Origin of the sequence: Novosphingobium humi (genome assembly GCF_028607105.1) — a bacterium.
Classification (GTDB): domain Bacteria; phylum Pseudomonadota; class Alphaproteobacteria; order Sphingomonadales; family Sphingomonadaceae; genus Novosphingobium; species Novosphingobium humi.
The window spans coordinates 22,857-45,226 of sequence record NZ_CP117418.1; the positions used below are offsets into that span (position 1 = coordinate 22,857).

Below are 22,370 nucleotides of genomic sequence, written 5' to 3' on the forward strand. Positions count from 1 at the left end.
GCATAAGGATTCCCGCATTGTCTTCGGGAGTTTTTGTGAGAAAATTGAATATCATGCTGGGCGCGATGCTGCTGGCCTCCACCGCTCATGCACAGGGTGTTTCGGCGCCGGTCGAACCGGGCGTTTGGATGAAGGGCGACCTCCATCTCCATTCGCGCCACAGCAAGGATACGACCAACAATTCCGTGGGCAAGATCATCCATTTTGCCGAGGACGAGGGCTTCGACTTTCTGGGTATCACCGATCATGACAACCATGTCGATGGCGACACCGCGCATCATACATGGGCCGATCCGGAATGGCGCTCGGGTCGGATCGTACTGCTCTATGCCGCCGAATGGACGACCGAGCGCGGGCATGTGAATGTCTTTTCCTCGCATCCCTATGACCAGAAACTTTTGCGCAGCATGAGCGATGCGCGCGATGTGAAACTGATCCCTCTGCGTAAGGGGCTGGGCGTGCATATGTCGGCCAACCATCCGACGAACAAGGACCACTATGGCTTTTCCTTCGACATGGTGGATTCGATCGAAGTCTGGAACAGTTCGAACTGGGCCAAGAACCCGCCCGCCTTGCTGGTGTGGGACGACATGCTCAAATCCGGGCGGATGATTGCGGCACGCGGAGGCAGCGATTCTCACCATGGTTGGCCCGACAAGCCGGAGGATCGCGGGCCGCTCAGCGGCGAGCGCATGGCCAATTATGTCGGAACGCCCACCACATGGGTCTATGCGGCCAGACGCGACCGGCAGGGCGTGGTCGATGCGCTGACCCATGGCCACGGCTCGATCAGCGCCAATCCGCGCGATCCGCGTGTCGAATTCTATGCCGATCTGGATGGCGATGGAAAGATCGACGCGATGATGGGCGACAATCTGCGCGCCGACGGCAAGCCGGTGACATTCCGCATCCGCCTGTCCAATGCGACGATTCCATGGGCGCAATATCAGGTCCGCGTGGTGCGCGATGGCGAGACTTTCGCCACCTTGCCGGTCAATGCCAGCGAACCGGAAGCCACTTTCACCGACACGCCGCCCTTGGGCAAGCGCAGCTATTACCGATTGGAAGTGACCGGGCCGCAGGCCGATTATCCGGCTGTGCCGATGGCGGCGGGCCGGAGCGACACGATGGTGGCGCTCTCGAACCCGGTCTATTTCAATTACGATCCATCGTTCTGATGGCGGCTTTGCGGGGCGGATGGCGCGATCCGGCCCGCAAAGCCCATCACGGCGCGGGAGTGAGGATCAGCCGGTCGAGCGCGATGCCGCCGCTGCGCGCGGTGACGGCAATGCGATGCGCGCCAGGGGTGAGCGCGGCAGGCACCGCCACTTTCAACTGATTGCCTAGGACGCCTTCGACCCAGCCTGCGCTGCCCACCTGACGCGGGACGGTGATGGCGATGGGGGCGCCGCCGTCGATGCTGACCTCCAGCTTCAATTCGCGCGCGTCTCCGTCCGGAAACATGGGCAGGATGCCCAGCGCGACGCCGGTTTGCCCCTGCGCCAGCGCGAAGCCGGCCGACCACGGGGCGCCCTGCGCATCGGCGATCATCACGCCGCGCCCGCGCCCCATGCCTTCCACCTTGCGCCAGCCCTTGGCGGGCACATCCTCGGCCTCGAGCACCGGCGATTGCGGCGGGGGCGTTGCATCGACGCGGGCAAAGAAGCGGTCGGGCGCGCTGCGCAGCGACGCGGCGGGCGTAACGATGGGGCGGGGACGATAGATGCGCCACTGCGGATCGGCGGGTTCGGCGGGCATGATGTTGCGCCATTTGCCGCCCGCGACGGCGTTGTTATAGCGCGCGGTGATCGCGGCGATTTCATCTTCGGCCCAGGCAATCGCCCCGCCTGCCGAATAGGCTTCGGCGGGCGTGACTTCTATCATTTCGTCATAATATTCGGCCGCGAAATAGCGGATATTGGCGGCCGATGCCGCGCGAATCGGAAATTCCACCAGTTCGAACCACGCATCCTGCCGGTCGGCCGGGACTTGCGCGGCCAGAGCCTGAGCCTTGGCCGCCAGAGCGCGCCAGCGGCGCAGGCGGTCATGCGCCTCGGCCACGGTAAAGTCCGAAAGGTGGCGGTCCTCGCCCTTGGCGGGCCATTCGAGATGTTCGGGGCGGCGCGCGAAATTGAGGAGGAAATATTCATCCATCATCGCGGCGGCCTGCGCGCCCAGTTCCGGCCCGAAAGCCTCGCCCAGCCAGTTTTTGAGATAGTCCTGCTGGCTCTCGCCCCGGTGTTTTTCAATGTCCCATGCCATGTCGAGGAAATGGGTCGTACCGATCTCGGCGGGCTTGATGTCGCCCACATTGACGATCCAGATGTTGCGCGCGCCCTTGTCATAGGCGCGCGTCATTTCCTCGCGCACCAGCGCGGGCGGGGTGGTCGACAGCCAGAGATAGGAGAGCGGATAGCCCAGATAGGACAGGTGGTAATAGACCCCCGCCCCACCCGAACGATGCGCCTCGGCCTTGCTGGGGAACTGGCGGATATAGCCGAAATTGTCATCGGGCCAGACGATCGAGACATTCTCCGGCACCTTCAGGCCGGAGCGATAGATGTCGAGCACTTCCTTGTAGGGTACGAAGATCTGCCCCGCCTTGGCCGCGCCGCCCGCCACATGCTTGTCGAGCAGGTCGCGCTGGTCCTTGATGACCTTGTCGAGCAAGGCGACCTTTTCGGCCATCGTGCTGGTGCCGACCATCCCGGTGTCGTGCAGGCCCCGCATGCCGATGGTCCACAGGTTCTCATAGGCCCCGTTCTTTTCCACCCGTTCCTCCCAATAGAGGCGGATCTTTTCGGGATTGGCGGCATAGTTGAAGGCCTCGGGCGCATCCTTCCATTCGCCCACATTGTTGCGCAGCATCACCTCGGAATGAGACGAGCCCATGATGATGCCGTAATCATCGGCCAGCTTGGCATTGGCGGGATCGGCATTGAAAGCCGCCGTGGTCTTGTGCATCGCGGGCCAGAGCGTGTTGGCCTTGAGGCGCAGCATCAGTTCAAAGATGCGGGCATAGGTTTTCGGCCCGATGTTCTTATATTCCGGGTCAAAGGTCTGCGCCGCCCAAGGGAAGAGGCCCCAGTCCTCGTCATTCACGAAAATGCCGCGATAACGCACCGAGGGCGGGCCGAAATGGCGCAGGCCCGGCGCGGCATAGAGCGCATCGTGATGGCGCGGGGCCAGATCGGCCCACCAGCTCCACGGATTGACGCCCATTGCGCGCGAAACTTCATAGGCGCCAAAGGCGGTGCCGCGCCGGTCGCTGCCCACAACCACCAGCGCGCGGGGCACGCCGGGCAGGGGGTTTTTGACCGAGAGGATCAGGAAACTTTCCCATTTGCCCGCCAGCGCCGCCGGATTGATCACGCCTTTTTTGACTATGGCGTCGATGATCGGGCTTTGCCCCAGCGTGCCGATGATGATGGCGGCCGGGGCTTTGGCGCCCTGGTCCAGAACCTGCGGGGTCTGTCCTGTCACCTGCGCCATATCGCGGGCCAGATCCTGTGCGGCATGGCGCACGGCCATGCTCTCGCCGGGCGCGACGAGGATGGGGGCGATGCGGTTGCCTTCGGCCAGCGCGAAACCGCCCTTCGTCGGGGTAAAGCGGATAATCCCGTCGCCTTCGGCATAGGCATGGCCCGAAAGGCTGGTCGCGCACAGGGCGGCGGCCAGCAGGGCAGTCTTGGCAAATTTCATGATACTCTCCCGGCCTTATGCTTTCAGGATCAGGCCTTTGCGGTCCATCCACCAGCCCACGGCCCAGCACACCATCGTATAGGCCAGCGCGCAGAGCAGCGAACCAAAGGCCCCCGGAGCGATGGCTTGAAACAGATGTATGCCGACCCAGTCGTAAACCCCGTCCTCGCCCAGCGGCACCATGTTCAGCACCGTCACGAACATTTCGGAAAACAGATAGATCGCCAGTGGATTGCGCCCCAGAATGGTGAAGAAGCGGACGCCGCCCTGCTTGCCGCGCAATTCGATGATCCAGATGGTCCAGCCCAGCAGCAGCAGGTCAAGCCCCGTGGTCAGCAGGACAAAGGGGCTGGTCCACAGCTTCTTGGCGATGGGGAACCAGGGCTCCCACGCATGGGCCGCCGCGATGCAGGCAAGGCCCGCCATCAGCATCACGCGCAAGGCGTCGCGCAGATCATTCCCCCGCTGGATCAGCAATCCGGCCAGATAGCCCGCCAGCACATTGACCACGGCGGGCAAAGTGCCAAGGAAGCCTTCGGGATCAAACCCGCCGTCTTTTTTATAAAGATGGCCCGGCGAGAGCAGCCACATATCAAAGCGCGTGCCCGCATTGCCCATCTTGCCAAAGACATCGCCCGGAACGCCGAAATGCAGCAGGATCGCCCAATAGCCCAGCAAAAGCGCGCCGCAGACCCCCAGCACCACCCGCCAATCCAGCCAGCGCACGATGAGGCCCGCCAGCACATAGCACAAAGCCAGCCTTTGCAGCACGCCCGGCACGCGGGTCTGGGCAAAGGGGATCAGTTCCCAGCCCGCATCGCCATGCCGCACAAAGGGAAACCAGTACATCAGGAAGCCCAGCGCAAAGATGATCGCGCCCCGCCGCAGCAGGCGCGCCAGATAGGGGCCGGCGGGCAGGGGCCTGCGCATGGCAAAGCTCATCGCATTGCCCATGGCGAAGAGGAAGGTGGGGAAGATGAGGTCCGCCAGCGTGAAGCCTATCCATTTGGCATGGATCAGTTGTTCATAGGCCCGCGCGCCCGGCCCTGCCGTGTTGACAAGGATCATCAGAAAGATCGTGCCCCCGCGAAACACATCGAGCGAGACGAAACGCTGGGGTTTGACGGGATCGCTCATGGCAGGTCTTTCAGCAGTTGCGCCGCGGCGTGGACCGGATCGGCGGGGGCGGCATGGGCGAAATCCTTGCCATCGGCCACCCATTGTTCTTCCCATGCGCGGATGCGGGCGATGGCGGCGGCTTCATCCAGCGGGCGATGGGCCAGGGCGGCGGCGCGCGCATCCTCCAGCATCATTTGCCAGCGCGGCAGATAATAGTCGGCATAAAGCCCTGACCATGCCCGCGAGGCATAGTCGGACAGATGGCCCGTTCCGCCCCAGATGGTGACGATGGCCTTGGCCTGCGCGGTGTAATCGGCCTTTTCGGCCGGGCTGTCGCCATAGGCGCGCGCGTCGCGCACCCATGTGGCCAGCGTTTCCTGCTGATTGGCGGCCAGCGTGTCGATCCGGCGCGCCAGATCGGCCATTTGCGCGCGCGCTTTGTCGCCGCCCGCCACATCGCCCGCCTTATAGGCGGCCAGCGCGGCTTTCAGCCGGTCGTCCAGCCTCATGCTGGCATAGTGGCGGGTGAGGTCGACAATATCCTTGGCAAACAGCGCCGAAGGATGCGCAGGGCTTGCGGCCAGCATCGCCTCGATCCCCCGGCGCAGCGCCGCAGGATCGCCGGGCGCGGCGGGATAATCCGCGCCGCTCATGCCGGGGCGTTTGAAGAAGAGATAGGCGCCCGCCATCTGGTTCCACCAGCGCGGGGTCCAATAGCGGGTCTGATAGGCGCCGCCGATGGCCGTTTGCCATGCCGAAACCAGCGCGGGCGAGGTGCTGCCATAGCGCGCGGCGGTATAGGATTTCAGCCACTCGCCCAGATCGCGCTTTGGACCCCATGCCAGATCATAGGCATAGGCATAGACGATGCTGTTCGAATGCAGCCCTTCGGGGAACATACCGAAACCGGCCATATGGCCCTTGCCCGCATTGTTCAGCGCAGCGGCGATATCCGATTTGTAAAAGCCAAGGTCGCCATAGGCCGGGTTGCTGCCGCCGTAATTATGGACATAGCCGTAAACCCATTGCTTGCCATAGAAAGCCTGCGTCTGCTGCCAGATGCCGGGATAGCGGTCATTGCCGATGTCGAGCACCAGCATCTTGTCATCCGGCACCTTGGACAGGAAAGCGCGCACCGCGTCCGGCGTCCAGAATGCCTTGTCCGCGCCGAACAGCCAGCCCTGCATCACCCATGTTGCCTTGGGCGCGGCGGCGGTGATCGAGTGATAGAGCTTCTCGCCATAAGCGGCCAGACGCGCATCGCGCACCGCAGGCGGCAGCGCTGCGACCTTTTCGGCCTGCGTGTTGGCGGCGGCGGTGTTGGCGATGGCATCGCCATATTGGGCATTGGCCGCGTCTGAACCGTCCTCGGCAATAGGCGGGACCATTTCGTTGAACGCATCGGCAAGGTAATAATCGCCCGCGCCATAGGTGGCGTTGTAGATCTCGATGAAACGCTTGGCCAGACGCGCAAACATCGGATCGGACGGGTCGAGCCAATAGGTCGGCGGAAAACCTTCCCAACTGCGCATCTTGTAAATCTTCGCCCTGGGATGGGTCTTGGCAAAACCTTCCGGCACATAGCCGGCAAAGGCGGGCAGCACCGGCTTCATGCCAAGGCTGCGCATCCGTTTCAGGATCTGCACCTGCAACTGATGCTTCTTTTCAATCCAGCCGGGCGAGAGCGGCGCGCGATAGCCTGCGATATTGCCCATCCGCTGCCACGGCAGGAAAGGCGCGGCGGACAGGCTTTGCCCGATGGCGGCCTCGTCCATGCCCTCTTCGCGCCAGAGCGCGCGCCAGACATATTCCTGCCCCTCCATGGCCAGCGGCGTATCGACGCCATGGGCGGCCATCCAGTCGATCTCTTGGCTCCAGCGCGCCCAGTTCCACCACGGCGTGGTATAGCCATAGGTGCAGGTGTTGAGATAGGCGCGCAGATCGAAGGGCGAGGAAACCTCGCCGCTGTCGAAATTGTCGGCGCGCGACAGGGGCGCGGCGCGGCGGCCCTCCCAGCTCAAATGCAGCTTGCCCTTGGCCTCCAGCGCCTGCGCCACGCCATGCACCAACGCAACCGCCGAGGAGCCTGTGGCGGCAATCGCGCCGTGCCGGATGCGTACGCGATAGGTGGGATGGGGCGCGGGGCGGATAGCAAGATCAACCTGCGCGGCGCGGACGCCCATGCGCGCGATGGCGGCGCGCGCGGCGGCCACTTCGGGGCTGTCGGCGGCCCGTGCCGGATGGCTCAAGGCCAGCGCCACCGCAAGGCTGGAGATGCGCAGGAAAGGCAGGCTGGTCATGGCGGGACTTATCTTCCGTGCTGGCGGGAAGGACAATCAGGCAAACGGGGCCGGCAACAAAAAATCCGGCGAGGGGGCGAGCGACGGATCGCCCTCCCCCCGCCGGACAGTCAGGGTAGGAGTTTAGAACTTGTAGGAAGCCGAGGCATAGAAGCTGCGGCCATAGAAGCTGCTTTCCTGCCACACCGAGGTGCCGGTGTAGGTCGCCTTTTCGCGGCTGTCGTTCAGGTTGATGACGCCTGCGGTAAAGCTGAGATGCGCGTTGGGCGTATACCCGGCGCTCAGGTCAACCTGGGTGCGGGCCAGAACGGTGTGGCCTTCGCGGGCAAAGAAGCTGTCCGCGCTGTTCTGGTCATAGGCGCTGCGATAGTTGAGCGAGGCGCGGAACGAGAAGTAACGGTTTTCCCAATAGGGCGTCACGTTCCACGTCACCTTCGACAGATTGCGCACCGTATAGCCCGTGCCCACCGCCAGCTTTTGCGGGATCACGCGGGTATAGTTGGCGATAAGGCCAAAACCCTTGACCGGCAGCATCTTGTCGAACGAGTGATTCAGGCTGATTTCATAGCCCTTGATCTTGATCGTGCTGGGGTCATTCAGCGACTGGGTGATGTCATAGGCATTGCCCGCGCTGTCGGCGCAATCGCCCGCCGAGTTCTTGGACAGCGCCGTGCCGTTGAACGAGGAGGGGCAGATCAGCGAGGAATAGGTGCCGTTCTTGATCCACTTGTAGAAGCCGTTGATGGCAATCGCGCTGGAGCGCTCATAATACCATTCCACGCCCAGATCGACCTGATTGGCGGTCAGCGCCTTCAGGCCCGCCTGACCCAGATCGACCGTATAGACCTTTTGCGTGCCGACGGTGGAGACCGAGGAGGTCTGCGCCATCGAGGTGTTGCTGTCCATGATCGGACGCACCAGCACCTTGGCCGCAGCCAGACGCACCTGCACCGCCTTGGCCGGTTCCAGCACAAGGTTCAGGCTGGGCAGCAGATTGCCGTATTTCTGGTTCAGGTTGTAATCGCCGATCTTGGCCTGAACTTCCTGATAGCTGTCGCTGCGCGGGCCGGTCACATTGCCCTGCACCTTTTGCGTCGTATATTCATAACGCAGGCCGATATTGCCGCGCAGCGGCATGCCTGCGATTTCCGTCTCGATCGTGGCCTGACCATAGACCGAGGGCATATAGCGATCGACGTGATACGAGGCTTCGGGCGCATAGATTTCCGGCACCGTGATCCCGGCGGCGGCCAGCGCCTTGTCATAGGCGGCCAGATCGGGCGCGACCCATGCGGTGGGGATGCCCGACATGCCGTTGAGGAAGCCGTTGACCGGATAGTTGTAGGTCGCCATCGCCGGGAAGATGCTGCTCGACGGGGCAGGCTGGGCCGAACCCAGCGCGATCAGGTCATGGCGCGAAACGAAACGGTTGAAGGTTTCGTGGCGGAATTTGACGCCCGCGGCCAGCTTGCTGAAGGGGCCGAAGGAGATGTCCTTATAGAGATCGGCCTGTCCCGACAGCTCGGTGGTACGCATATTGCGCGTCGCGCCATTGGGATATTCGTTGCGCGTCAGCGTGGCAGGCGCATAGGTCGCGGTCGAATTCAGCGCCGAAGAAGTGTTGAACTTGATCGCCTCGGGGTTCGAAATGTCCAGCGTGGCGCTGGCGATGTTGATGCCCAGAATGGCGGCCGCTTCGCGCTGATACGAGGTGCCCTTGGAATAATTGGCAATCGCGCGACCGCTCCAGCCATTGTCGCCCTTCCACTTGGCCGACAACGTGTAAAGCTGGGTCGTCAGATTGCGGTCTTCGTGCTGACGGTTGTTTTCCATGGTGAAATTGGTGGCCGTCACATTGGTGGCCGCACCATTGGATGCCGAATTGACGGTGATGCGCGAGGTGTCGAACAGGAACACCTGCTGGTTCAGGTCATAGGTGGTCTTGTCCTTGGCATAGATCGCGTTGAAGCCCACCTCGATGCGGTCGGACGGGCGCCATTGCAGACCGCCGCTGGCCATCAGGCGTTCGGTTTCGCGGTCGATGCGGCGATAGCGCGGGCGGCGCGGGGTCAGGATGCTGTTGCCGCCGATGTTCTGGCTGGTCCAGCGGTCCATCCACATATAGTCGGCGCGGTCATTCAGCTTCTGATAGCCAAGGTTGACATAGACGCCCAGCGTGCCGTCAAGGAACTGGTCGATATAGCTGACGCCGACCTTGGGCGTGATCTTGCCCCCGGCATATTGCGAATTCTGCGCCTTGGCCGAAACGACCAACTGGCGCTTGTGATAATCGAGCGGCTTGGTGGTTTCGATGTTCACCGTACCCGACAGGCCGCCCGCGTCCATGTCGGCGGTGGGCGATTTGATGACCTGGATTGCGCTGGCCAGTTCGGTCTGGATGATGTCAAAGCGGAAACCGTCGGTGAAGTCGGCGCTCTTGATGGTCTGACCGTTGATCGTGGTCATCGCATATTGGGGGCCAAGGCCGCGAATGCTGATCGTGGCGCCGCGACCGTTGATGTTCGACATCTGGACGCCGGAAATGCGCTGGATCGATTCGGTGATGTTTTCCGCCGGGAATTTGCCGATGTCTTCGGACGAGATGCCGTCCGAAATGCGCGTGTCCTTGCGCTTGGTGTCCAGGGCCGACTTGAGGCTGGCGCGGAAACCGGTGACGACAATGCCGTCCGAGGCGTCAGCAACGGGGGCCGCAGGCGCGGTTTGCACGCCCGAAGTTTGCGCATGGGCCGCGCCCGCCACGATCAGCGCCGAGGCGCCGCAGGTGGAAAGCATCGTCATTCTGGCAGCACGTGAAAGCGGCGAAACAAGCGAAGCACGCAAGATCGTCATAAAACCCCCTCAAGCAATTGAGCTGAACCCTGTATCCTTGCCGGGGGTGGCGCATCCTGTGCGACATCTGCCCCGTTCGCGCCCAGAAATCCGTCGGAAGAGCGAGTCTGTCAAGTCATTTCAATGACACATTTGTTCAAATTGGTATTGCAAATATGCGACGTATGGCGGGAAAAAGGTATGATTGGCCTGTCCAAAAAGGAGGGAATTTTCGGGTAAACTGATGATTAAACTTTGGTTTTATGGGGGTGCTTCGGTGGTTTCCCTTGGTTTGCGCGTCTCGGTCAAAATTGCGCCTGATACGTCAAATTGCGAAGGTGGATGAAAGCTGTTGCAATGATGGCCGCCTTAAAATAATACCAATTAAATATCACTTTCCGACAAATCGGCATGACCGCTTGCCTCCATCGCGGGGCGGCGCAAGGCAGGACCCCATTCGTGACACCTTCACTTGATGACCATCGCCCCCCTCTCGCCTCTACCCTTATGTATGCCGAAGCCGCCGAGGCGGGCGCGGCCGTGGCGCGCTTTGTGGCGGGCAATCGCGCCGAGCTGGCCCGGCTGACCGCGCATCTGGCGCAATGCCCGCCCGCTTTTGTCATCACCTGCGCGCGTGGTTCGTCCGATCATGCGGCCACCTATGCCAAATATCTGATCGAGACGCGCCTTGGCCTGCCCACGGCCTCGGCGGCTTTCTCGACGGTTTCGGTCTATGACGCGCCGGTGGTCCATCCGGCGGGCGGGGCGGCCCTGTGCCTCGCCATCTCGCAATCGGGCCGCAGCCCGGACATGCTGGCCACGGTCGAGCGTCAGCAGGCATCGGGCGCGACGGTGGTTGCGCTGGTTAATGACGAGACTTCTCCTTTGGCTCAGATGGCAGACTTCACCCTGCCGCTTTATGCCGGTCCCGAACGTTCGGTGGCGGCCACGAAATCCTATATCACCTCGCTGGCCGGCATTGCCGCGATTGTCGCGGCATGGACAGGCGATGAGGGTCTGGCCCGCGATGTCGAGGCGCTGCCCGCGCTGCTCGATGCGTCTTTCGCGCTCGACTGGACCCCGCTGATCAGCGGTCTGCTTGATGCCTCGAACCTGTTTATCCTTGGTCGCGGCTATGGTCTGGCCATTGCCCAGGAGGCCGCGCTCAAGCTCAAGGAAACCTCGGCCCTGCATGGCGAGGCTTTCTCCGCCGCCGAGGTGCGCCATGGCCCGATGGCGGTGGTGCGTGAAGGCTTTCCTGTGCTGGCCTTTGCGGGCGGCGATGCCACGGGCGATGATGTGCGCAGAATCGCGGGCGAATTTGCCCAGCGCGGCGCGCATGTCTGGCTGGCCGATGCCGGGGATGCCGCGCCAGAGGGTGTGACCCATCTGCCCGCCTTGGCCGCGCGCGATGAACTGGCGCCGATCTTGATGATTGCCAGCTTCTATCGCATGGCTAACACCTTGTCGCAGGCGCGGGGCCATGATCCCGATCAGCCCCCCTATCTGGCCAAGGTGACGCGCACGCGATGAACACGGTTGATGTCCTTAACGGTCAGGCCCTGATTGCGGGGCAGTGGCGTTCATCGGCCCGTCTGGTGATGGATGGCGGGCGGATTGTCTCGATTGATGAAGCCGGTGATGCCGATCAGGTGATCGATCTTCAGGGGGGCTATCTGCTGCCCGGCTTTGTCGATACGCAGGTCAATGGCGGCGGCGGTGTGCTGTTCAATGATTGCCCGACGGTTGACGGCGTGGCCGCGATTGCGGCGGCCCACGCCCGCTTTGGCACGACCGCGCTTTTGCCCACGCTGATCAGCGATTCGGTTGAAGCGGTGGCCGCCGCGCTTGATGCGGTGGACGATGCCATCGCGCAGGGTGTGCCGGGCATCGTCGGCGTCCATATCGAAGGCCCCTTCATCAACCCCGCGCGCAAGGGCATCCACAGCGAGGCCCGCCTGCGCCGACTTGATGACGCCGCCATGGCGCTGCTGACGCGCCCGCGCCGGGGCGTGGTGATGCTGACCATCGCGCCCGAACTGGCCGCGCCCGAACAGATCGTCGCGCTGACCCGCGCCGGGGTGATCATCAGCGCGGGCCATACGGACGCCACCTATGAGGAGGCCATCGCCGGTTTCGACCATGGCGTGCGCGGCGTCACCCATCTTTACAATGCGATGACCCCTTTGCAGCATCGGGCGCCGGGCATGGTGGGCGCGGCCTTTGACCGCGACGATGTCTATTGCGGGCTGATCGTGGATGGCGTCCATGTGGCCACGCCTGCGGTGCGTCTGGCCTGCCGGGTCAAGGGGGCGGAGCGCCTGATGCTGGTGACCGATGCGATGCCGGGCGTGGGCAATGGGGGGAAGCCTTTCATGCTCGATGGCCGCCCGATCTATGTGCGCGACGGCATGTGCACCGATGCGGCCGGAACGCTGGCGGGTTCGGGGCTGGATATGGCCACGGCCTTGCGCAATACGATCACGATGACCGGCCTGCCGGTGGAGCAGGTCTCGAATATGGCTTCGGCCACGCCTGCCGCGTTTTTGGGGCTTGAAGGCCGGATCGGGCGAATCGCGGCGGGCATGGCGGCGGATTTCGTTGCGTTGGGCGCGGATCTGCGCGTGGCGCAGACCTGGATCGGCGGCGCCTGCCGCTTTGTGGGATAAAGGCGATGGTTGTGGATCTGCGCGCGCCGATGGACGGCTGGATCAGCCCGCTGGCCGAAGTGCCCGATGATGCCTTTGCCGGGGGCCTGCTGGGGCCGGGGCTGGCGATTGATCCGCTGGCCGATACGGTCTGCGCGCCCGCCGCGGGCGAGGTGTTGGCGGTTCATGCGGCGGGCCATGCGGTAACGCTGCGTCTGGCGCCGGGGCTGGATGTGCTGCTGCATTTCGGGCTGGAAACGGTGCGGCTGGGGGGCGAAGGTTTCGCGCCGCTGGTGGCCGTGGGTCAGCAGGTTGCGGCGGGCGACCCGCTGCTGCGCGTCGATCTGGGCGCGGTGGCGGGCCGGGCGAAGAGCCTTGTCATGCCGATCATCCTGATCGAGGCCGAGGGCTGGCAATGGCAACCGGCGGGGGCCCAAGGGCTGGTGGCCAAGGGCGATATGCTGGGCCGTATTACCGGCGCGGGCGCGGCGGAATCGGGCGCGGATGCGGATGGCGAGGCTTTGTCGCTGACGTTGCGCGTGCCCTTGGCGCATGGCCTTCACGCCCGACCCAGCGCGCGTCTGGCCGCCTGCGCCCGCGCCTTTGACGCAAGGGTGCAGGTCGAAAAGGGCGAGGCATCCGCCGCCATCACCAGCCCCAGCGCGATGCTGCGGCTGGGCGTGGGCCATGGCGACACGATCCGTCTGCTGGCGCGCGGGGCGCAGGCGCAGGAGGCGCTCGACACGCTTAGCGAGATGATCGCGGGCGGGATGGGCGAATTTCTGGCGGTTGCCGACAAGGTGGAGCCAGCGGCTATCGCGCCCGCTGCCGCATCCGCGCCTCAACCGGGCGATCGGTTGAGCGGTGTGATGGCCGCGACCGGCATGGCGGTGGGCCATGTCTGGCGCCCGCGCCGCGCCGAACCCGAATTGGCCGCGATCAGCCAAGGCGAGGCCGCCGAAAGGGCCTTGCTCGATGAGGCCCTTGCCGGTTTGCGCGCGGCGCTGACCGCCCAGAGCGAGGCAGGCACCCCCCAGCAAAAGGCGATTCTGGGCGCGCATCTGGCGCTGCTTGAAGACGAGGAACTGGTGGGCGAGGCCTATGCCGCCATTGCCGCCGGGGCCAGCGCCGCAATGGGCTGGCGCAAGGTGCTGTGGGCGCAGGCCGAGGCTTTGCGGCAATTGCCCGATCCGCGCTTTGCCGAAAGGGCGGGCGATCTGCTCGACCTCGAACTGCGCCTGCAATGGCAATTGTGCGGCGAAGAGCCTGAGGCGCCCTTGCCCCCGCATGGCGCGATCCTCGTAGCCGAGGATCTGATGCCCAGCGAGGTGGCCGCGCTTGATCTCTCGCGCGTGGTGGGTCTGGCCACAGCGCGCGGCGGGCCGACATCGCATGTCGCCATCATCGCGGCGAGCCGGGGCCTGCCCGCGCTGGTGGCGCTGGGCGAGGGGCTGATGCTGGTGGGCGAAGGCACGCCTCTGGTGCTGGACGCCGATGGCGGGGCGCTGGAAATCGCGCCCGAGGCGCATCGGTTGGTAAGCGTGCGCGCGATGATCGAGGCCCGCGCCGCCCGCCGCGCCGCCGCGATGGAGCGCGCGCATGAAGAGGGCCGGACAAGTGACGGCACCCGGATCGAGGTATTTGCCAATCTGGGCAAATTGTCCGAGGCCGCCCCTGCGGTGGCGGGCGGGGCCGAGGGCTGCGGGTTGTTGCGCACCGAATTCCTGTTTCTCGACCGGCAAAGCGCGCCCGATGAGGATGAGCAGACCGCGCAATATGCCGCCATCGCCGATGCGCTGGAGGGGCGGCCGCTGGTCATCCGTCTGCTCGACATTGGCGGCGACAAGCCTGCGCCCTATCTGCCCATTGCCCCGGAGGAGAACCCTGCGATGGGCCTGCGCGGCCTGCGCGTGGGCCTGGCGCGGCCCGATGTGCTTGCCACACAATTGCGCGCGATCCTGCGTGCCGCGCAGGGGCGGCCAATCAAGATCATGGCCCCGATGGTGGCCCGCGTTGCCGAACTGCGCGAATTGCAGGGCGTGGCGGCGGCGCAGGCGGCTCTGCTTGGCGTGGAATTGCCCGAGATCGGCGTGATGGTGGAAACGCCCGCCGCCGCCGTGATGGCCGATGCGCTGGCGGCGCAATGCGCTTTCCTGTCGATCGGGACGAATGATTTGACGCAATATGCGCTGGCCATGGATCGCGGCAATCCGGCGGTGGCGGCGGGGTTGGATGGGCTGGACCCCTCGGTCCTGCGCCTGATCGCGCAAACCTGTGCCGGGGGGACGCGGCATGGCAAATGGGTGGGTGTGTGCGGAGGATTGGCGTCCGATCCTCTGACCGTGCCGATCCTGATCGGGCTGGGCGTGACCGAACTCTCCGCCGCGCCCGCGATGGTGGCGGAAATCAAGGCGTTGGTGCGCAGCGTTGATGTGGCCGATTGCCGCAGCTTGGCCGCGCGTGTGCTGGAGGCCGAGGGGGCGGCGCAGGTGCGCGCGCTGGCGGCCGAATTTATCGGAGGGCTGGCGTGATGACATCTGCGATCCACAGTGCCGCGCAGGGGCTGCAACGCCTTGGCCGCGCGCTGATGCTGCCGATTGCGGTGCTGCCGGTGGCCGCGCTGCTGCTGCGTCTTGGCCAGCCCGATCTGCTCGGCTTGCCCTTTGTCAGCGCGGCGGGCGAGGCGATGTTCGCCAATCTGGGCCTGCTTTTCGCCATTGGTGTGGCGACAGGCTTTGCCCGCGACGGCAACGGCGCCGCGCCTTTGGCCGGGGTCGTTTGCTTTCTGGTGGCCAGCGAGGGTGCCAAGGCGCTGCTCAAGGTGCCCGCCGATGTGGTCGCGGGCGTGGCCGAGGCGGCGCGCGGGGCGGTAACGGGCGCATGGCGTCAGGGCCAGATCGGCCGCGTGGCAGTGCCTTTGGGCATTGTTTCGGGCATGATCGGGGGCCTTGGCTATAATCGCTTTTCCGGCTTCCGCCCGCCCGATTTCCTCGCCTTTTTCGGCGGCAAGCGCTTTGTGCCGATCATCGCGGGCGCTTGCGGTGTGCTGCTGGCCGCGCTGGTGGGGTTCAGCCATGATGCGATCAATGCGGGTGTCGATGGCGCCTCGCGCGCGGCGCTGGGCAGCGGGGCGTTTGGCCTGTTTGCCTATGGCCTGCTCAACCGCCTGCTGCTGGTGACGGGGCTGCACCATATTCTGAACAATATCGCATGGTTCGTGCTGGGCGATTATCACGGCGTGACGGGCGATCTGCGGCGCTTTTTCGCGGGCGATCCGGGGGCGGGCGCTTTCATGAGCGGCTTTTTCCCGGTGATGATGTTCGGCCTGCCCGCCGCCTGCCTTGCCATGTATCGCAGCGCGCGGCCTGAAAAGCGGCGCGAGACGGGCGGGATGCTGGCCAGCCTCGCGGCGACCTCCTTCCTGACCGGCGTGACTGAGCCGATCGAGTTCAGCTTCATGTTTCTGGCCCCTGCGCTCTTTGCGCTCCATGCGGTGCTGACCGGGGCGGCGATGGCTTTGATGTCCTTGCTTAATGTCCATCTGGGCTTTGGCTTTTCGGCGGGTCTGTTCGACTATGTGCTGAACTTTTCCAAGGCGACGCGGCCGCTGGTGCTGATCCCGGTGGGGCTGGCCTATTTCGCGATCTATTATGCGGTGTTTCGCTTTGCGATTGTCCGGCTCGACCTGAAAACGCCGGGGCGTGAGGAGGACAGCGGCGAGGCGGCCGAGGTTTCGACAGAGCAGGGCCGGGGCGCGGCTTTTGTCGCGGCGCTGGGCGGGGCGGACAATCTGGTCGAGGTGGGCGCCTGCACCACGCGGTTGCGGCTGGTTGTCGCGCGGCAGGAGGCGGTGGATGAGGCGGCGCTGAAAGCCTTGGGCGCGCGCGGGCTGATCCGGCCTTCGGCGCAGGGGCTTCAGGTCGTGCTTGGCCCGCAGGCCGACAGCGTGGCGAGCGAAATGCAGGCGGCGATTTCGGGCGGGCCGGTGGTTCGCGCGGCGGCTCCTGTGGCCGAGGCTCTGGCCACTTTGTCGCCGCAATCGCTGCCTGCGCCGGTGCGCGCCGCTTTGGGACCGGTGGCGTCCGTGCATGTCGGACCGAGCCGTCTGGTGGTCGAGAGCGAGGCCGCACCCGATCTGGCGGCGCTGGCGGCCCACGGCCTGCGCGGGGGCGTACAACTGGGCGGGCAATGGCATCTGCTCTTTGCCCCCGAAACCATTTCCGCCTGGCACAGATAAACAACCGACAGGCGTTTGCAGGAGGGGGCTCGGCAAGACATATTAAGGTCTTGCCGAGCCCCATTCCTTTTTGGATAAGACAGATAGCAGACCGCGCAGGCCCGAATGTCCGGGCAAGGGAGTATTATGGCCTTTATCGATCAGGTCGGTGTTCTGGATGAAGACGAATCCGGGCCGCGCTATCTGCGGCTGCAAAAGCTGCTCCGCAATGCCATCGACAGCCGCCGCCTGCCGGTGGGCAGCGCCTTGCCCAGCGAGCGCGAATTGGGCGAGGTCTATGCTCTCTCACGCGTGACGATCCGCAAGGCGATCGACAAGCTGGTCGATGAGGGCCTGCTGGAGCGGCGCAAGGGGGCGGGGACCTTTGTCGGCGGCGCGGCCCCGGCGCCATCGGGCCGCGTGGAAAAGAGCATTTCCAAACTCTCCTCCTTTTCCGAAGACATGCTCTCACGCGGGCGCAAGCCGTCGAGCCGCTGGCTGGACCGCAGCGAAGGGGCGGTGACGCCCGATGAGGCGCTCTCGCTGGGCCTCTCGCCCGGATCGCCGGTCTATCGCTTTCAGCGCATCCGCTATGCCGATGGCGAGACGATGGCGCTGGAGCATGTCGCGGTTCCCGCATGGGGCCTGCCCTCGGCCGAGGCGGTGGAGGAATCGCTCTATGACGCGCTCGACCTGCGCGGCTTGCGCCCTGTGCGCGTGCTGCAAAGGGTGCGCGCCATCGGCTTTTCGGCTGAACATGCCGCGCTGCTGGGGGTGGAGGAGGGCGACCCCTGCCTGTTCATCGACCGCCGCGCCTTTTTGCCCGATGGGCGGGTGATCGAGGTGGCGCAATGCTATTATCGCGGCGATGCCTATGATCTGGTTGCGGAATTGAGCCAGTCGTAGGCAAGGGGGGATCACTCCCCCTTTGGCCCTTTCACGCTGCTTTCCACCCTCCGGCCAGAGCGCGGAACACATCGACCTCGGCAAAGGCGCTGGCGCGGCGGGCGGCCACCAGATCGGCCTCGGCCCCGGCCAATGTGCGCTGCGCATCCAGCACGGTCAGGAAATCGACCTGCCCTTCGCGCTGGCGGGCAAGGCTGATCCGCGCGGCGCGCTGGGCTTCATCGCGGGCGCGCTCCAGCGTATCGGCGCGCTGGCGGGCGTGCGAGAGATTGGAGAGCGCCCGCTCGGTTTCCTCCAGCGCCACCAGCACCGTACCATCGAATTGCGCCAGCGAGGCCTTGGTTTCGGCCCGTGCCGCCGCGATCCGCGCCCGCGCCGCCACGATATTGGGTATGCTCCAGCTGACCAGCGGCCCCAGCGACCAGCGCGAGGCTGAGGAACTGGTCACATCCATCCCACCCAGCGCGCTGGCCCCGGCCGAGGCGCCCAAGGTGATGCGCGGGAAGAGATCGGCCGTGGCCACCCCGATCCGCGCCGTGTCGGCCGCTAGCCGCCTTTCGGCCGCGCGCACATCGGGCCGCCGCGCCAAGAGCGCCGCGCCATCGCCCACCGGGATCGGTTGTTTCAGCGTGGGCGTGGCGATCACTCCGCGCAGCGCGGCGGGCAGATCGCCCGGATTGCGCCCCGTCAGCGTGGCAAGGCGCAGCAGGGCGGCCTGACGGTCGGCCTGCAATTGCGGGATGGCGGCGGCCTGCTGGTCGCGCAGGGCCGTGACGCGGATCAGGTCCAGCCGATCCGACCGGCCCACATCGACCCGCGCTCCGGTGATGCGGATCGAGCGGTCGAGCAGGTCCACCGTTTCGCGCGCCACCTTTTCGCGCTCGGCGCTGGTGGCGGCATCCAGATAGGCGCGCACCGTGTCGGACACCACCGCAAGGCGCACGGCATCCTCATCGGCCTGCGCTGCGGCGGCATCGCCCTTGGCCGCCTCTATCCCCCGACGCAGACGGCCAAAGGCATCGACCTCATAGGAGAGGGCAAGGCCGCCATCATAGGCCCAGCGCTCACGCGACTGGCCCGGAATGGTCTGGATCGAGGAAATCCGCTGGCGGTTGGCAGAAGCGGTCAGCGTGGTTTCGGGCAGCAGGATCGGCGCGCGTGCGCCGGTCAGGCTGGCGCGGGCCGCCTCCACCCGCGCGGCGGCCACGCGGATGTCGGTGTTGGCGGCCAGAGCATCGCGGACGAGACCGTCGAGCACCGGATCGCCATACATGGTCCACCACTGATCAGCGGCGGGGGCGGCGGCGAAGGGCGCGGCCTGCGCGCCCATAAAGGGCGCCTTGGCCGAGGCATTGGCCACCGGGGCATGATAATTCGGCCCCACGGCGCAACCGGCCAGCAGGCTGGTGGCCAAGAGGAGGGGAATGATGCGTGTCATCGCAAACTTCCTTATTCGGCCGGTTGCAGCGCGCCGCCATGGCCCCGGCGACGCCGCCGGGCCAGACGCAGCGCCAGTTTCCGGCACAGCACATAGAAGGTGGGGGTAAAGAGCAGGCCAAAGCCGGTGACGCCCGCCATGCCGAAGAACACCGCCGTGCCCAGCGCCTGACGCAGTTCCGCCCCTGCGCCGGTGGCGATGACCAGTGGCACCGCGCCAAGGATGAAGGCAAGGCTGGTCATCAGGATCGGGCGCAGGCGGGTTTGCGAGGCATAGACCGCGGCATCGACCGGGCTCATGCCGCGCTCATCCTCGGCCTGCTTGGCAAATTCCACCACAAGGATGGCGTTCTTCGCCGCCAGAGCGATCAGCACCACGAGGCCGATTTGCGTCAGGATGTTGTTGTCCATCCCCCGCAGATTGACCCCCGCCATGGCCGCAAGCAGACACATCGGCACGATCAGGATGATCGAGAGCGGCAGCGTCAGGCTTTCATATTGCGCGGCCAGCACGAGGAAGACGAAAAGCACGGCCATGCCAAAGACCATCGCGGCGGTGTTGCCCGCATGGGCCTGTTGATAGGCAATGTCGGTCCATTCGCCGCCATAACCGGGCGCCAGCGTCGTGTCGGCCAGCTTTTCCATCGTGGCCAGCGACTGGCCGGTGGAGAAGCCGGGCGCGGTGTCGCCGTCGATTTCCACCGCCGGTTGCAGGTTATAGCGCACCACGCGATAGGGTCCGGTCTTGTCCTCGAAATTGGCGACCGCGCCGATCGGCACCATTTCGCCGGTGTTCGAGCGGGTTTTCAGGTTGGCAATATCGGCCACGGTCGAGCGGTGGTCCGGGTCGGCCTGCGCAGTCACGCGATAGGTGCGGCCCAAAAGGTTGAAGTCATTGACGAAGGCGGAACCCAGATAGACCTCGAGCGCCTCAAAGATCCGTTCGGGCGGCACGCCCAGCAGATCGGCCTTGCGGCGGTCGATATCGGCATAGACGCGCGGCGTGTTGACATCGAACAGGGTATAGACCTGCTTGAGACCAGCCTCCGCATTGGCCTTGGCGATCAGCGCCCAGGCCTGCGCATTGAGCGCATCATAGCCGCGCCCTTCGCGGTCCTGCAGCATGAAGCGATAGCCGCCCGCCGCGCCAAGACCCTGAATGACCGGGGGCGGCACCAAGATGATGCGCGCCTTGTCATAACCGGCCATGGCCTTGTTGGCCTGATCCATGATGCCCTGATAGGTCACGCCCAGCGCCTTGCGTTCGGCAAAGCTCTTGAAGGGGAAATAGATCGCGCCCGAATTGGGAGCCGAGGTGCGCGATGGCCCATGGAAGCCGGCAAACATCACCGCCCCGCGAATGCCCTGAATGGGCAGGATGCGCGCCGCCACATCGCGCACCACGCCGTCGGTGCGCTCCAGCGAGGCGCCCGAAGGCAATTGCACGATGGCCAGGAAATAGCCCTGATCCTGCGCCGGGATAAAGCCCGAGGGCGTGATCAGGAACAGGCCCGCCGTGGCCGCGATCAGCGCGGCATAGGCCCCCATCATGCGCTTGGGCATGCCCAGCAGGCGGCGCGTCAGGCGGGCATAGGCCGTGCTCATCCGGTCGAAACCGGCGTTGAAGCGGTCGGCCCCGGTTTGCAGCATCCGCCGCCAGCGCGACATATGCACATGGGCGCTATCGACATGCCCGCGCAGCAGTAGCGCCGCCATGGCAGGCGAAAGCGTCAGGCTGAGCAGCAGCGAGATGACCGTGGCGGTCGAGATGGTGACGGCAAACTGCTTGTAGAACTGGCCCGACAGGCCGGTGATGAACAAGGTGGGCACAAAGACCGCGCAGAGCACCAGCACAATGGCGACCAGAGCGGTGGCCACCTCGTCCATGGATGTGCGCGCCGCCTCCAGCGGGCTCATGCCCAGCGCCATGTTGCGTTCAACGTTTTCGACGACGACGATGGCGTCATCGACCACGATGCCGATGGCCAGCACAAGGCCAAACAGCGAGAGGTTGTTGAGCGAATAGCCCACCGCCGAGAGCATCACCGCCGTGCCGATGAGAGAGACGGGGATGGCCAGCACCGGAATGATCGCCGCGCGCCAGCTTTGCAGGAAGATGAGGATCACCAGCACCACCAGCACCACCGCTTCGAACAGCGTGTGATAGACCGCGTCGATCGACTGGCTGATGAATTCGGTGGGGTTGTAGATGGTGGAATATTCCAGCCCCTTGGGGAAGGTCTTGGAAATCGTGTCCATCTCCGACTTGATGCGTGCGGCCGCGGCCAGAGCGTTCGAGCCGGGGCGCTGCATCACCGCGATGACCACGGTGGGCTTGTTCGAAAGATAGGTGTTGATGCTGTAATCCTGCGCGCCCAGTTCGACGCGGGCCACATCGCGCACGCGGACCTGATGGCCGGCGGCATCGGTGCGGATCACCACATCATAGAACTGCTGCGGATCGGTCAGGCGGCCCTGCGTTTCCACGCCAAGCTGGAACGCCTCACCCTTGGAATAGGGCGGCTGGCCCAGAGCGCCGGAGGAGACCTGCACGTTTTGAGCGCGCAGGGCCGCGACGATCTCGCCCGCCGTCAAGTTGAGCGCGGCGGCGCGGGCCGGGTCGATCCACACGCGCATCGCATAATCGCGCCCGCCAAACAATTGCACATCGCCCACGCCGTCAAGCCGGGCCAGACGGTCTCGCACCTGCGTCAGCGCATAATTCGAGATATAGTCGCGCGGCAGGCTGCCGTCCGGCGATTGCAGATTGACCACCATCAGGAAGTCCGGGCTGGTCTTGCGCGTGACAACGCCCAGCCGCTGAACCTCTTGCGGCAGGCGCGGCACGGCAATCGCCACGCGGTTCTGCACCAAAACCTGCGCGGCATCGAGATCGGTGCCGATCTTGAAGGTGGCCGTGATCGTCACCTTGCCGTCGCCGGTCGACTGGCTGCTCATATAGAGCATATTGTCGACGCCGTTGATTTCCTGCTCGATGGGCGTGGCCACCGTAGCGGCAACGGTTTCGGCCGAGGCGCCGGGATATTGGGCCGAAACGGTGACCGTGGGCGGCACCACTTCGGGATATTGCGAGACGGGCAGGCCAAGGAAGGCCAGCGCGCCCACCACGGTGATCAACACCGCCAGAACGCCCGCGAAAATCGGGCGGTCTATGAAGAAACGGGAAAAGCGCATGGGGGGATGCCCTTTGGG

The 22,370-nt window shown here is 65.0% G+C and carries 12 protein-coding genes; 6 read left to right on the top strand and 6 right to left on the bottom strand.

Annotation, left to right across the window (positions count from 1 at the left end):
• The first annotated feature begins 35 nt into the window (after window positions 1-35).
• Complete coding sequence (locus PQ457_RS16240; RefSeq protein WP_273619886.1) at window positions 36-1,178, top strand: CehA/McbA family metallohydrolase; 1,143 nt, start codon at window positions 36-38, stop codon at window positions 1,176-1,178.
• Between the two features lie 46 nt (window positions 1,179-1,224).
• On the opposite strand, the gene PQ457_RS16245 is transcribed toward PQ457_RS16240, so the two are convergent.
• From PQ457_RS16245 to PQ457_RS16260, 4 genes are all read right to left on the bottom strand, one after another.
• On the bottom strand, window positions 1,225-3,702 hold the full coding sequence (locus PQ457_RS16245; RefSeq protein WP_273619887.1) for a glycosyl hydrolase 115 family protein: 2,478 nt from the start codon (window positions 3,700-3,702) through the stop codon (window positions 1,225-1,227).
• Window positions 3,703-3,717: 15 nt separating this feature from the next.
• Entirely contained in the window at window positions 3,718-4,839 is a 1,122-nt protein-coding gene (locus PQ457_RS16250; protein ID WP_273619888.1) for an acyltransferase family protein, read from the bottom strand.
• Window positions 4,836-7,121, bottom strand: coding sequence for an alpha-N-acetylglucosaminidase (locus tag PQ457_RS16255; RefSeq protein ID WP_273619889.1), 2,286 nt, complete (start codon window positions 7,119-7,121; stop codon window positions 4,836-4,838). The genes PQ457_RS16250 and PQ457_RS16255 overlap by 4 nt, the downstream gene beginning before the upstream one ends.
• 123 nt (window positions 7,122-7,244) lie before the next feature.
• The gene (locus PQ457_RS16260; protein WP_273619890.1) at window positions 7,245-9,920 is read right to left on the bottom strand and encodes a TonB-dependent receptor; all 2,676 of its coding nucleotides are present in this window, start codon (window positions 9,918-9,920) and stop codon (window positions 7,245-7,247) included.
• Between the two features lie 537 nt (window positions 9,921-10,457).
• Here PQ457_RS16260 and PQ457_RS16265 point away from each other — a divergent pair.
• The 5 genes from PQ457_RS16265 (at window position 10,458) to PQ457_RS16285 (ending at window position 17,720) form a co-directional block, all read left to right on the top strand.
• Window positions 10,458-11,483 carry an SIS domain-containing protein gene (locus PQ457_RS16265; RefSeq protein ID WP_273619891.1) on the top strand — a complete coding sequence of 342 codons (1,026 nt, stop codon included), beginning with the start codon at window positions 10,458-10,460 and terminating at the stop codon, window positions 11,481-11,483.
• Window positions 11,480-12,619: an N-acetylglucosamine-6-phosphate deacetylase gene (gene nagA / locus PQ457_RS16270; RefSeq protein WP_273619892.1), complete on the top strand. Its 1,140-nt coding sequence runs from the start codon at window positions 11,480-11,482 to the stop codon at window positions 12,617-12,619. Before PQ457_RS16265 ends, nagA begins: the two co-directional genes overlap by 4 nt.
• Before the next feature lie 5 nt (window positions 12,620-12,624).
• A complete protein-coding gene (gene ptsP, locus PQ457_RS16275; RefSeq protein WP_273619893.1) occupies window positions 12,625-15,129 on the top strand; it encodes a phosphoenolpyruvate--protein phosphotransferase in 2,505 nt (834 codons plus the stop codon).
• The gene (gene nagE, locus PQ457_RS16280) at window positions 15,129-16,835 is read left to right on the top strand and encodes an N-acetylglucosamine-specific PTS transporter subunit IIBC (protein ID WP_273619894.1); all 1,707 of its coding nucleotides are present in this window, start codon (window positions 15,129-15,131) and stop codon (window positions 16,833-16,835) included. Before ptsP ends, nagE begins: the two co-directional genes overlap by 1 nt.
• Before the next feature lie 126 nt (window positions 16,836-16,961).
• On the top strand, window positions 16,962-17,720 hold the full coding sequence (locus tag PQ457_RS16285; RefSeq protein ID WP_273619895.1) for a GntR family transcriptional regulator: 759 nt from the start codon (window positions 16,962-16,964) through the stop codon (window positions 17,718-17,720).
• A gap of 31 nt (window positions 17,721-17,751) precedes the next feature.
• On the opposite strand, the gene PQ457_RS16290 is transcribed toward PQ457_RS16285, so the two are convergent.
• Window positions 17,752-19,158, bottom strand: coding sequence for an efflux transporter outer membrane subunit (locus PQ457_RS16290; RefSeq protein ID WP_273619896.1), 1,407 nt, complete (start codon window positions 19,156-19,158; stop codon window positions 17,752-17,754).
• Window positions 19,159-19,169: 11 nt separating this feature from the next.
• Window positions 19,170-22,352 carry an efflux RND transporter permease subunit gene (locus PQ457_RS16295; RefSeq protein ID WP_273619897.1) on the bottom strand — a complete coding sequence of 1,061 codons (3,183 nt, stop codon included), beginning with the start codon at window positions 22,350-22,352 and terminating at the stop codon, window positions 19,170-19,172.
• Window positions 22,353-22,370: the final 18 nt, after the last annotated feature.

What these genes read in the sequence shown, in the direction of transcription:
- PQ457_RS16245 (WP_273619887.1), bottom strand. Translation starts at nt 3,702, where the DNA reads ATGAAATTTGCCAAGACTGCCCTGCTGGCCGCCGCCCTGTGCGCGACC.
- PQ457_RS16250 (WP_273619888.1), bottom strand. Translation starts at nt 4,839, where the DNA reads ATGAGCGATCCCGTCAAACCCCAGCGTTTCGTCTCGCTCGATGTGTTT.
- PQ457_RS16255 (WP_273619889.1), bottom strand. Translation starts at nt 7,121, where the DNA reads ATGACCAGCCTGCCTTTCCTGCGCATCTCCAGCCTTGCGGTGGCGCTG.
- PQ457_RS16260 (WP_273619890.1), bottom strand. Translation starts at nt 9,920, where the DNA reads ATGACGATGCTTTCCACCTGCGGCGCCTCGGCGCTGATCGTGGCGGGC.
- PQ457_RS16265 (WP_273619891.1), top strand. Translation starts at nt 10,458, where the DNA reads ATGTATGCCGAAGCCGCCGAGGCGGGCGCGGCCGTGGCGCGCTTTGTG.
- nagA (WP_273619892.1), top strand. Translation starts at nt 11,480, where the DNA reads ATGAACACGGTTGATGTCCTTAACGGTCAGGCCCTGATTGCGGGGCAG.
- ptsP (WP_273619893.1), top strand. Translation starts at nt 12,625, where the DNA reads ATGGTTGTGGATCTGCGCGCGCCGATGGACGGCTGGATCAGCCCGCTG.
- nagE (WP_273619894.1), top strand. Translation starts at nt 15,129, where the DNA reads ATGACATCTGCGATCCACAGTGCCGCGCAGGGGCTGCAACGCCTTGGC.
- PQ457_RS16285 (WP_273619895.1), top strand. Translation starts at nt 16,962, where the DNA reads ATGGCCTTTATCGATCAGGTCGGTGTTCTGGATGAAGACGAATCCGGG.
- PQ457_RS16290 (WP_273619896.1), bottom strand. Translation starts at nt 19,158, where the DNA reads ATGACACGCATCATTCCCCTCCTCTTGGCCACCAGCCTGCTGGCCGGT.
- PQ457_RS16295 (WP_273619897.1), bottom strand. Translation starts at nt 22,352, where the DNA reads ATGCGCTTTTCCCGTTTCTTCATAGACCGCCCGATTTTCGCGGGCGTT.